Source organism: Streptomyces sp. LUP47B, from assembly GCF_001746295.1.
Classification (GTDB): domain Bacteria; phylum Actinomycetota; class Actinomycetes; order Streptomycetales; family Streptomycetaceae; genus Streptomyces.
This window is the reverse complement of record NZ_MJAH01000006.1, coordinates 835513-847075: the sequence shown is the minus strand read 5'-3', so window position 1 is coordinate 847075 and position 11563 is coordinate 835513. Positions and strand designations below refer to the sequence as shown.

9 protein-coding genes are annotated in these 11563 nt (G+C 69.6%); 1 reads left to right on the top strand and 8 read right to left on the bottom strand.

Annotated features, from left to right (window positions below):
- Positions 1-42 precede the first annotated feature (42 nt).
- The 5 genes from BFN33_RS21875 to BFN33_RS21860 form a co-directional block, all read right to left on the bottom strand.
- Entirely contained in the window at positions 43-1203 is a 1161-nt protein-coding gene (locus BFN33_RS21875; protein ID WP_088245369.1) for an aminotransferase class I/II-fold pyridoxal phosphate-dependent enzyme, read from the bottom strand.
- Positions 1204-1597: 394 nt separating this feature from the next.
- Positions 1598-2869: an MFS transporter gene (locus BFN33_RS21870; RefSeq protein WP_069761760.1), complete on the bottom strand. Its 1272-nt coding sequence runs from the start codon at positions 2867-2869 to the stop codon at positions 1598-1600.
- On the bottom strand, positions 2866-3891 hold the full coding sequence (locus tag BFN33_RS21865) for a DNA glycosylase AlkZ-like family protein (protein WP_176742434.1): 1026 nt from the start codon (positions 3889-3891) through the stop codon (positions 2866-2868). Before BFN33_RS21865 ends, BFN33_RS21870 begins: the two co-directional genes overlap by 4 nt.
- A gap of 106 nt (positions 3892-3997) precedes the next feature.
- Positions 3998-4153, bottom strand: coding sequence for a hypothetical protein (locus tag BFN33_RS53215; RefSeq protein ID WP_176742433.1), 156 nt, complete (start codon positions 4151-4153; stop codon positions 3998-4000).
- Positions 4154-4770: 617 nt separating this feature from the next.
- Entirely contained in the window at positions 4771-5787 is a 1017-nt protein-coding gene (locus BFN33_RS21860; protein WP_256122819.1) for a YncE family protein, read from the bottom strand.
- A 466-nt stretch (positions 5788-6253) separates the two neighbouring features.
- On the opposite strand from BFN33_RS21860, the gene BFN33_RS21855 reads away from it, so the two are divergent.
- A complete protein-coding gene (locus tag BFN33_RS21855) occupies positions 6254-6736 on the top strand; it encodes a VOC family protein (RefSeq protein WP_256122818.1) in 483 nt (160 codons plus the stop codon).
- A gap of 363 nt (positions 6737-7099) precedes the next feature.
- Here the strand turns inward: BFN33_RS21855 and BFN33_RS21850 are convergent, their stop codons facing one another.
- The 3 genes from BFN33_RS21850 to BFN33_RS21840 all read right to left on the bottom strand — a co-directional run bounded on the left by BFN33_RS21850 (position 7100) and on the right by BFN33_RS21840 (position 11558).
- On the bottom strand, positions 7100-8224 hold the full coding sequence (locus BFN33_RS21850) for an XdhC/CoxI family protein (protein ID WP_069761756.1): 1125 nt from the start codon (positions 8222-8224) through the stop codon (positions 7100-7102).
- A 161-nt stretch (positions 8225-8385) separates the two neighbouring features.
- Positions 8386-10581, bottom strand: coding sequence for a xanthine dehydrogenase family protein molybdopterin-binding subunit (locus BFN33_RS21845; protein ID WP_069761755.1), 2196 nt, complete (start codon positions 10579-10581; stop codon positions 8386-8388).
- Entirely contained in the window at positions 10578-11558 is a 981-nt protein-coding gene (locus tag BFN33_RS21840; protein WP_069761754.1) for a xanthine dehydrogenase family protein subunit M, read from the bottom strand. Before BFN33_RS21840 ends, BFN33_RS21845 begins: the two co-directional genes overlap by 4 nt.
- Between the last annotated feature and the right edge of the window lie 5 nt (positions 11559-11563).

Here is an 11563-nt window from a genome sequence, read left to right as displayed (position 1 = left end):
GAAGCGGGGGCCGGTCCACACGGACCGGCCCCCGTGCCATGCCTAGCCGAGCGTGGCCACGAACTTCCCGAGCCGCGCGATCCCCTCGCGCAGTTCGTCGGCCGAGGCCGCGTAGGACAGCCGTACATGCGTCTCGGCGGTCCCCACCCCGAAGTCCCGCCCCGGTGTGAGGGCCACGTGCGCCTCCCGGAGCGCCCGTCCGCAGAACTCCCACGAGCTGAGCCCGGTGCCGCTGACGTCGAAGTAGACGTAGAACGCCCCGTCGGGCGGCACGGGCACCGGCAGCCCGATCTGCTCCAGTCCATCGAGGACCAGCGCCCGCCGCCGCCCGAACTCGGCCCGCCGCTCCTCGCACACGGCGAGCGACCCGGGCGTGAAGCACGCGAGCGCGGCGTGCTGGGCGGGGGTGGAGGCACAGATCATGTAGTTCTGGGCCAGCCGCTCCAGCGCGGGCACCAGCGCCTCGGGCACGACACACCAGCCCAGCCGCCAGCCGGTCATCCCGAAGTACTTCGAGAAGCTGTTGATGACGACGGCTTCCTGGTCGTACGACAGCACACTGCGCGGCGGCCGCCCCTGTGCGTCGTGATCGCCGAGGTCGAGGTAGATCTCGTCGACGATCCGCCAGGCGCCCCGCTCCCGGGCCAGCTCGCAGATGGCCGCCAGCTCGTCGGCCGGGACGGAGGTGCCGGTCGGGTTGGAGGGACTCGCGACCATGATCCCGCGGGTGCGGTCCGTCCAGTGCGACCGCACCGAGGCCGTGTCCAACTGGTACCGCGACTCGGCGCTGGTGGGCACGAGCGTGACCCGCGCGCCGAAGCTCTCGGCGATCTGCCGGTTGCAGGGGTACGAGGGGTCGGCGATGAGCACCTCGTCCCCGGGGTCGACGAGGGCGGCGGCGCCCAGCACCAGTGCGGCCGACGCGACCCGGCCCGGATCGACGTCGACGCCGTGCTGCTCACCGTAGAACCGCGCTATGGCCAGCCGCAGTTCGGGCAGCCCGAGCGCCCCCGTGTACGTCATGGGCCTGCTGCCCACGGCCTCCCGCAGCGCGTCCAGCACGGCCGGCGGCGCCCCGAAGTCCGGCTCCCCGAGACTGAGCTTGACGACCCGGTGCCCCTCGGCCTCCAGCGCCGCGGCATGCTTGCCGAACTCCATGGCGTAGAACGGCGCGACGGACTGGGCGCGCTGCGAGATCCTCATGGGGGGAATCATGCCAAAGTCGACGAAGGCCAGAGAAACCGCAGGTCAGAACTGCTTGGAGAGCTGCGGCCCGGGCGGCGCGACGTTGGCGTATCCCCGCGTAGACCACCACTGCCTGGGCGACCAGAGTGAGCGGAGGCCGTCGTCGGAACAACGACGATGCCCTGGTGATCCTGGCGGGCGGTGCCGGCGAGCGCCCATTGTCGGATGCGCTCCAGCAGTTGCGTCGTTGCGGCGACGGCCTCCGCTGTGTCCGCTGACTGGCCTCGCCAATAGGCGAAGCTGCCTGAGGGGTTGCGCGTGTGCTTCGGCGTCTCCGGCGTGCGGTGTGGAGCGGCTCCAGCCGATCGGGCGGAACGCGCAGGCCCGCCAGTGCCGTTCGGTGTTCACCTGCTCAGGGTCCGCTCAGGCTGCCTTCTGTTGCCATGTCGCCCGCGAGGCCGGTGGCGCGCTTGGGCAGCAGCACTACGGCGAAGGCTCCAAGTGCGGCGACGATGGCCAGCGCGGCCAGCGTGGTGTGCACTCCTGCGGCGGTGAGCAGAATTCCGGCGAGTGAGGATCCCAGCGCGGATCCGAGGTTGTATCCGGATCCGAGGAGAGCGTTGGCTTCGGTGTGGCGGTCGCGCTGGAAGTACTCGTCAACCAGGAGGTAGCCGATCACGAACAGCGGTGTGACGGCCAGCCCGGCGAGGAACACCGCCACGACGGTGATCGTGGTACCGCCGGGGACGAACAGGGTCAGCAGCGCAGCGGTGAGGAAGACGGTAGCGGCGAGGTACTTGCTGCGCAGACTGGCTTGTGACCTGTTGCGTCCGTAGAGGAGCCCGCCGAGGACGCCGCCGAGGGAGAAGGCGGCGAAACCGTATCCGGCGGAGGAGATACGGCCTCCGTGTTCTGCGAGCGCGGGCAGCACGATGGCGAGTCCGCCGCCGGCGGTGCCCAGGGCCGCGATGGGCAGCACGGTGCCTTGGCCTTCGCGTCCCCACAACAGAGATCGTTTGCGCCCGGAGCTGGAGGGCGTTGTCGGCGTCGGGCCTGCGTTGGTTTCCGGCTTTCTGAAGGAGACTGCGTCGGAGCCGAGGCTGATGTTTGCGAACGTGATGAGTAGCGGACTGGCGATGGCCGGCAGCACGGCGCCCAGGGCCAGAGCCCATGCCGGCGAGGCGAAGGTGAGGGTGGCGGTCGTCAGGAGCGGCGCGACGACAAAGGTCGTCTCCTCGATGATGGAGTCCAGGCTGTGAATGCGCTGCAGTTGCTTCTTGTCGGGAAGCAGTTGGCTCCAGCCCGTCCGAAGGATGGGGCTGAGCGGCGGTGCCAGACCGCCGGCGATGCCGACCACGACGAGTGCAGCCGGCCAGGGGATGTGACGCAGGAAGACGGCGAGCAGGACGAAGGCAGCAGTCCAGATCGCTGCGCACGCCAGCACTACTTTCGGGCCATGGCGGTCTACCTGTCGGCCGCGCCATGGTCCCAGGAGTGCGATGGCGGCCATGAGCACCGTGGAAGCGACACCTGCGACACCGAATCCATGCCGTTCAGCGAAGGCGACCACAACGGCAAAAGGAATGATGCCGTAGGCGAGGCGGCCGATGACTCCCGCCATGAGGAGCGACTTGACCCGTGGAGTGCTGAGAACCTGGCGGTAGCTGTCGGTGGGGACGGTCACGATGCGGCTCCTGCAGCAAGTGGCTGGGGTGCCCATGGGTGAGGGCTGGCGGGAGGTGCGACGCCGGCCCAGGCGGCCGCGAGGGCGGCGGCCTGGGTGAGATGCGCGCGGTCGGCTCCGTCGTGGAGTTGGTAGCCCTCGACGGTGGCCTGCTTGCCGGCGACACGCAGAGCTAGGCGCCCGATGATGTTGGTGCCGGCGAGAACTGGCATTCCGAAGTAGCCGCACTGGCGTTGGGCAGGCTTCTTGTAGGCCTCGAGGAGGTATTCCACGCCGAAGAGGCGCCGCATCCGCGGGCGGTGCCAGATCAGTGAGTCGAAGGGGGAAAGCGGAGTCACCGCGTCAGGGCGTACCACCACCGGGCGGTCGAGCCGGTCGCGGTGCATCCACGCGCGTTCCTTCCAGCCCTCGACCTGTACGGCCGTAGCCGTGCCGTCCTCCGCGAGATATCCGGCGATGGCACTCTTGGGCAGCCGGAAATAGTCCGCGATGTCGTCGGCAGTCGCTACGCCCAGGGCTTTCAATGCAATCTCTGTGAGAGAGCGCAGGCATTCCTGGTCGGAGGGTCCTCGGGTGAGGAGAGCCGCAGGGAGTGCGGATGCCGCGGTCTGATAGACACGGCTGAATCCGCGTCGGCGTACGCACACGAACTCGCCTGTGGCCAGGAGCCATTCAGCGGCCCATTTGGCGGGTGATCCGCGTTCCCAGCCGCTGCCCTGTGCGCCGCCGAGGTCGGTGACCGTCACCGGCCCGGCATCGATGACATGCTGGCGGACTCGTTCCACGGCGGCCGGGTCGACAACCGGGCCGCGCCACCCGTTGGCCGCGAAGTGCCGGCGCCGAAAGGCAAACAGCGGCCAGGTCTCGAGCGGGAGCACAGAGGCGGCGTGAGCCCAGTACTCGAAGAACCAAGGCGGGCCGGAGTGTTCCAGAAAGGAGGTTTCGTACGGGGCTGCCGCGTGGCGGGACAAGAGCACCATCTCGTGCGAGCGACGCACGACGTGAATGGTGTCGAGTTGCACACACCCCGGAAGAGTCAGCATGTCACGCGGGGTGCTGTCGACGCTGTCGACGGTGTGCAGGTGCTGCGCCGTGACGGCCAGAGCACGGGCTTCGGCAAGGCTGAGATCAAGCATTCTCGGTCAGCTCCGCGGTGGGGTAACTGGTCGCAGCCTGCAGGCTGTCGGCATGCAGCAGCACCAGCCGGGCGATTTCCTGTCCTCGGCGAAGGGAGACCGGCGCGCCGGGGCGGACAGCGATGCCGCCGCCGCTCGCTTTGCCCATGCGGGTGGCAACCGTGCTGGAGAGGATCCCGGTGGAATCTCCAGTCCTTCCGGACCTTGCTCTGACGGCAGGACCAGCAGGAAGTAACCGCGTGGGATCTCCGCGCTCCAGCCCAGGCGCCATTCCACGCTGCCCTGCCCATTGGGCAGGAACATGTTCTCCCAGCCTTGCTCGGTGCGGAACTGGAAAAGGTGCAGCCAGTTGGTGCGGCCCACCGCGAGCTGGGACTTCTCCCTGCCCCATACCTCGCTCTGGCCGGTGATCCGAGCGACCTCCTGGGGTTCGGCGTCGGCTGCGACTTCCGTCTGAGGGAGCGGAGTGAGCGTGACATCGACGGGGCTGTGTATCCGCCAGCCCGGTTCCTGGCCCATCACCCAGGGCGGACAGTGCTCAGCCCGGCGCTCGGAGCGCACGTAGCGGAAGGACTCCTGGTACACACCTGCATCGGTGCGCCCCTGGGACCGGTCGACCGTGTGCTTTCGCGGTGGCAGGGCCCAGGGGTGGATGCGGTGGAAGGCAACCGAGACAGACACGTGGCAGTGTTGGCTTTCGGGACGGGGGCGGGTTTCCCCAGGCCTTGGCCCGGAGAAACCCGCCCGGTAACGAGGGCAGGACGGTCAGGCGGTGGCCTTGGTGCCTTCGGTCAGCTTCGCCGCTGCGGCATCCAGCTTGGACCCGTCGTAGGCGATGCGATCCGGATCGAAGATCGCGACGCTGCAGGGGCCGAACCCGACCGGGATCTCGTCGTACTGCGGGTTTCCGTCCTGGTTGGACAGATCGACCCCGTCCAGGTGGACGACGGTGACTGTGTGCGGGGCGAACTTCGGGGAGTTCGGCATGACCGTCTGGCCCCGCGCGAAGGACGAGCAGTACACCGTGTTGTCGTTCTCGTCGACCGCGATGCCGCGCGGGCCGGGGCCGACCGGGATGTAGCGGGTGACCTCCAGTTCACGCATGTCGATCACTGCGATGGCCGAGTCGCGCTCCAGCGTCAGCAGCGCGTACTCGTTGTCCGGGGTGAACGCGACCGCGCGGCCGCCGTCGCTCTGGACCGGGACCTCTGTGATGACCGAGTCCGTGGCGAGGTCGATGACGGGCGTCGCGGCGATGGAGTTGCACGCGACGAAGGCGCGCCGGCCCGACCGGTCGATGTTGATGCTGTACGGGTGGGCGTTCTGCGTGATCCGGATCCGCCCGACCTCGCGGACACTGTCGACGCGTCCTTCCGCCAGGCCTGCGATGTCCAACTTGGCTATGTAGCTGGAGCCCCAGATGCACACGTACGCGGTCCTGCCGTCAGCGGTGACGGCCATGTGCCGTGGGTCACGGCCCACCGCGACCTGGGCAACTTCGCTGCGCGACTCCAGGTCGACCACGGAGACTGTGTTGGACCCGGAGTTCGACACCAGCAGGTAGTGCTCGCCGGGCACGATCCCCAGACCGCGCGGGCCGGAGCCCACGGTGATGCGTGCTACCTCTCGCCGGGTGAGGGCATCGAGTTCCGAGACGGTGTTCGTGCTCGTGTTGGGCACGAAACCTCGGCCGTCGGCGGTGAACTTCACGCCTCCGCGCGGGGCGTTACCGACCGCGACCTGCTGGAGCGTGCGGTACTCGGAGGGCCCGTCCTTGCGCACCACCGTAATCTGTCCGGAGTCGGTGTCCGTGGAGTAGATCTCTATCGCCGTGGTCGCTGTGCATCCTCTCGTTTACCGGGCCAAGACCCGGTGACGCGGTAGCAGACCGGCACCACTGCCATACCTGGCCGGCACGACGACGGCACCACCTGCGTGGAGCAGGGCGGAGCATCGATCGACGGACAGACCCTAGGCGTGGCTCGAGGGGCTAGTGTTTCGGTTGTGTAATGCGCCTGGAGGATGTCCGAGACTCGTTGAAGACTGCCCGAGAACACGCTCTGGCCCGCAGCTCACCGATCATGTACAGACATCTCTGCGATGACCTCCCTGCCGCCGCTGGTTGTGCTTGTGCAGTGTTCCCAGCTCGGCTCAGTGCTCGTCAGCCCCTTGGCCAAAAGGGCCAGACATGCGTCGCGCTGCCGCGGCCATCCGCAGAGATCCAAGCCCATCCAAAGAGCCAGTTGCCATGAATCCACCACAGCCGCAGTCATCCGCTCACTCGATGGGGAGCCCGCTCGTCGCCGGCCTCCTCCACCATGTCGAGGTGTGGGTTCCAGATCTTCAGCGAGCCATTTCCGAATGGGGATGGCTCCTGGAACAGATCGGCTACACGCCGTTCCAGGAATGGCCAGACGGTTGCAGCTGGCGGCTCGGTACCACGTACATCGTCTTCGAGCAGTCCCCCGCCCTCAGCGCGAGCACCCACGACCGGATGCGGCCCGGTCTGAATCATCTGGCCTTCCACGTAACAGACACCGCCACATTGGACAGCCTCGTCGGAGAGGCTCCACACCATGGCTGGACACTGCTGTTCCCGGACGAACACCCACACGCCGGCGGCAGACATCAGCATGCGGCGTACCTGGAGAACAGCGACAAATTCGAGGTCGAACTCGTTGCCATCCCGTCGACGCGCGGCACTGAGCCACACGGGACACCAGAAAGCTGACCAGCCGGAGCTGCGGCCTACTCGGTGAACGCAGGGCATCGCCCAACGACGGACCGGGTCAACGAGCTCATTGAGGCTGACCAGGTACGACAAGCTCGCCGTTCGCTACGAAGCGACCGTGCTGATCGCAGCTCTCGATGGGTGTCTGTGACCTGCACTGTCACAGGGCAGTCCCAGGGGCTGCAGGTCGGCCACGGCCCGGTGACGCTTGAGGCGATTGATCCAGCGCTCAACCGCGTGCCGCCGCTGCTGGTCGTCCCAGCCGGAGCGTCAAACGGGCGTTACGAGCGACAGCGCGTCCCGCTGACAGGGGCCGGCCATGCCCTCCTCGAGCAGTTCCCCGAGCTGCCCGGGCCGGGGCCCTCAGCTCGTCGCCGTCGGTGCCCGGTGGATCGGGCCGGTGGTTCGGGTCAGGGGTCGGCCCGTGCCCTGGTGGGCCTCAGCGATGATCTCCGCCGTGATGGAGACGGCCGTCTCCTCGGGCGTTCGGGCTCCGAGGTCGAGGCCGATCGGGGAGCGCAGCCGGGCCAAGTCGTCGTCCGTGACGCCCTGTTCGCGCAGGAGGCGCAGGCGCTCGTCGTGGGTGCGGCGGGAGCCCATGGCCCCCACATAGGCGACGGGCAGGTCGAGTGCCAGGCGCAGCAGGGGGATGTCGAACTTGGCGTCGTGGGTGAGGACGCAGACGGCGGTTCTCTCGTCCACCTCGGTGCGTTCCAGGTAGCGGTGGGGCCAGTCGACGACCACTTCGTCCGCGTGCGGGAAGCGGGCGGGGGTGGCGAAGACGGGGCGGGCGTCGCAGACGGTGACCCGGTAAGCGAGGAAGCGGCCGGCCCGGCTGAGGGCGGCGGCGAAGTCGACCGCGCCGAAGATCAGCATGCGGGGGCGGGCGGCCGCCACGTGGACCAGGACGGACAGGTGCTCGGGGCACCCCTCCCCCGTCCCCCCGATGTCGGTGCGGGCGGTGCGGCCGGCCCGCAAGAGAGCCCTGGCCCGGTCGGCCACCGCCCGGTCCGCCGGTCCGCCGTCCACGCGCCCGTGGGCGGACTGGTCGTCTCCGAAGACACCGAGGGTTGAGCCGAGGAAGTCGTCAGGGCCGTCGACTACCTGCGCCACGGCAGCCGGTCTGCCGTGTACGACCTCGGCCAGGGCGTCGCCGAGGTGCGGCCGGGTCGTGGGGTCGATGCGCTGGACGAGGACGTCGAGTTCACCGCCGCAGGTCAGTCCGACGGCGAAGGCGTCGTCGTCGGAGTAGCTGAACGAGACGCGCTGAGGGGCACCTCGGTCATGCAGGACCTGTCGGCACAGTTCGTGGACCGCGCCCTCCACGCAGCCGCCGGAGATGCTGCCGACCGTGTCGCCTTCGTCGCCCACGGCGACCGACGTGCCGACCGGCAGAGGAGCGCTGCCGCGCACGGTGACGACGGTGGCCAGGGCGAAGGGGCGTGCCTCGCGGCACCAGCGGTGCAGTGTGTCCGCGATGTTCAGCATGGTTCTCCAGGGCGGGACCGGACGGGAAGGTGAGCGGGCCGCCGCCACGACGCGGGGAAACGTCATGCGGCGGCGGCCCTGGGAAGTCCGGCAGCCTCCGGGCAGGACGGGGCAGGCTGCCGGACGAGCTGTGTGCACTCCGCCGGACCGAAGTCCGCGGTTCAGAGCAACGCCTCGGCGGTGATGGGCAGTTCACGGATGCGGCGGCCGGTGGCGTTGAAGACCGCGTTGGCGATGGCGGGCGCCACCCCGATCATCACCAGCTCACCGAGGCCCTTGACGCCGAGCGGGTCGGCCTCGCGGTCCTCGCCGTCCAGGTAGATCGCCTTGAGGTCGGGGACGTCGGCGTTGACGGGGACGAGGTAGTCGGCGAGGTTGGCGTTGACGACGCGTCCGTCGCGGTGGTCGGTGACCGTGTGTTCAAGCAGGGCCGTGCCGATGCCGCCGACCATGCCGCCGAGGGCCTGGCTGTCGGCGAGCTTGGGGCTGATGATGCGGCCCGCGTCGTACACGCCGAGTACCCGCCGCACCCGCACCAGGCCGAGTGTCGCGTCGACGGCCACTTCGGCGAAGGTGGCGTTGTAGCCGTAGAAGGAGTGCCGCTCGGGACCCGACGGCGGGGCGAAGGAGCCGTCCGCCTCCAGGTGGGTGCGGTCGTTGCGGGCCAGCAATCGGCGGTACGTCTCCCCGCGCGTGGGGTCGTTCTTCACGTGCAGTCGGCCGCCCCGCACCACGACCTCGTCTGCCGCCACTCCGTACAGCGGTGACTCGCGGTCCTCGACGGCCAGTCGGATCGCCTGGCGGCGGACCTGGTTGCAGGCGTCGAGGGTGGCGGAGCCGACGCTGGCCATGGTCATCGAGCCGCCGTGGGGTGGGGTCGGCGGGTAGAGGGAGTCCCCCAGCCGGAAGGTGACCGCGCGCACGGTCAGCCCGAGGGCGTCGGCGGCGACCTGGGTCTGAGAGGTGTACGTACCCGGGCCCATGTCGGTGGCGGCGGCCTCGACCAGCGCGGTGCCGTCGGCGTCCAGCCGGGCCCGGGCCTGGGCGGGCATGCGGGCGGTGTCGTAGACGCCGGCGGCCATGCCCCTGCCGATCAGCCAGTCCCCCTCACGCGTCGAGCGGGGCTCGGGATCCCGGCGGTGCCAGCCGAACTCGCGGGCCCCGACGGCGTAGCACTCCCGCAGTCGACGGGTGGAGAACGGCAGCCCCGACGACTCGTCCTCGTTCGGTTCGTTGCGTCGGCGCAGCTCGATCGGGTCGACGCCGAGCTGGTGGGCGAGTTCGTCCATGGCCGACTCGATGACGAAGGAGGCCGTCTGGAAGCCGGGCCCGCGCATGTACAGCGGCGTGGGCACATCCAGCGGCACCGTCCGGTACCGCTGGGTCACGTTGGGCATGCTGTAGAGCATCTGCCCGGCCGCCAGGACGGACTCGGTGAACGTCTCGTACGACGACGTCTCGGCGTCCAGCTCGTGGATCGCTGCGGACAGCCGGCCGCGCCGGTCGCTGCCGAGGCGCAGGTGGTACTCGTACGAGGGCCGGAAACCGGTACCGAGGTACATCTGCTTGCGGCTGAGGACCAGCTTGACCGGGCGCTTCGTCTCGCGGGCGGCCAGCGCGGCGACGACCACGTGCGGCCAGCAGCGCAGCGCCGTGCCGAAACCGCCGCCGACGAACGGCGAGATGACGCGCACCGCGGCCGTGTCCAGGCCGAACACCGCGGCGAGTTCGGTCTGTGTGCCCACCACCCACTGGGTCTTGTCCCACACGGTGAGCTGGTCGCCGTTCCAGCGGGCGATGGTGGCGTGCGGCTCCATCGGATTGTGGTGGTTGCGGGCCGTGCGGTACGTCAGGTCCAGCCGTACGGCCGCCGAGCGCAGGGCCGCTTCGGCGTCGCCGCGCGCGTAGTTGATCGGCTCGTCCGGCTCGGCCTCGGTCAGGTCGGTCGAGGGCTGTTCGGCGTCGTAGCCGATCTCGACCAGGCTCGCGCCGTGCTGTGCGGCCTCCAGGGTGGTGGCGACCACGACGGCGACCGGCTGGCCGTGGAAGCGGACGAGATCGTCCTGGAAGACGCGGAGTCGCCGGCCGGGCGGATTGTTCGACCCGGAGTTGTCGCGGTACGGCAGCTTCGGCGCGTTGCGGTGGTGGAGCACCTTCAGCACGCCCGGAAGGGCTTCGGCGGCGGCGCTGTCGACCGATGTGATGCGACCGCGGCCGATCGCCGCGTCGACGATGACGGCGTGCACGGATCCGTCGACGTCGTGCTCGGCGGCGTACAGCGCCTGTCCGGTGACCTTGAGCCGGCCGTCCACCCGGGACAGCGGCGCACCCACGGCTGCCTGCGGCTGAGGGCTCACTTGGTACCTCCTACGACGCGCAGCTGGCGTTCGACGGTGCGCTGGAGCAGCTCGACCTTGAAGCGGTTGTGCTGCAGGGGACGGGCGCCGTCCGCCGCCTTGGCGGCAGCGGCCGACCACAGGGCCCCCGAGGGGCGTTCCCCGACGAGGTGCCGCTCGACGGCGGGCAGTGTCCAGGGCACGGTGCCCACGCCCCCGGCGGCAACCTTGGCCTGGCGGATCACCCCGCCGCGTATGTGCAGCGCGACGGCCGCCGACGTCAGGGCGAACTCGTACGACTGACGGTCACGCACCTTCAGATAGCCGGACCTGAGCGGGCGCGGAAGAGCGGGGATCTCGACCGCCGTTATCAACTCGCCTCTGCGCAGCGCCTGTTCATGTTGTGGGGTGCTGCCGGGTCGCAACAGGAAGTCGGCGAAGGGGATTTGACGTGCCCCTTCCGGGCTCAGCAGGTGCACCCGTGCCTCCAGGGCGGCGAAGGCCACGGCGGCGTCGGACGGGTGGGTGGCCACGCAGGCGTCGGAGGTGCCGAGGATGGCGTGGGTGCGGTTGACGCCGTGCAGCGCGGCGCAACCGGAGCCGGGCTCGCGCTTGTTGCAGTCGGCGCTCACGTCCCGGAAGTACGTGCAGCGGGTGCGCTGCATGATGTTGCCGCCGATGGTGGCCATGTTCCGCAGCTGGGCCGACGCACTCAGCTCCAGCGCCTCGGAGACGACGGGATACAGGGTGCGCACCTTGGCGTGGGCGGCGGCCTCGGACATGGTCACCAGGGCGCCGATCCGCAGACCCCCGCGCTCGGTCACCGTGACGTCGCGCATGGGCAGACCGCTGATGTCGACCAGGGTCTCGGGGCGTTCGACGGTCTCCCGCATGAGGTCGACCAGGGTGGTGCCACCGGCGATGTAACGCCCGCCGCCGCGACCGGTGTTGAGGGCTTCACGGGTGTCGGAGACGCGGGTGTAGGAGAAGGGATGCATCAAGC

Coding starts and splice junctions, on each gene's coding strand:
- BFN33_RS21875 (WP_088245369.1), bottom strand. CDS start 1,203: ATGAGGATCTCGCAGCGCGCCCAGTCCGTCGCGCCGTTCTACGCCATG.
- BFN33_RS53215 (WP_176742433.1), bottom strand. CDS start 4,153: ATGGGCAAAGCGAGCGGCGGCGGCATCGCTGTCCGCCCCGGCGCGCCG.
- BFN33_RS21855 (WP_256122818.1), top strand. CDS start 6,254: ATGAATCCACCACAGCCGCAGTCATCCGCTCACTCGATGGGGAGCCCG.
- BFN33_RS21850 (WP_069761756.1), bottom strand. CDS start 8,224: ATGCTGAACATCGCGGACACACTGCACCGCTGGTGCCGCGAGGCACGC.
- BFN33_RS21840 (WP_069761754.1), bottom strand. CDS start 11,558: ATGCATCCCTTCTCCTACACCCGCGTCTCCGACACCCGTGAAGCCCTC.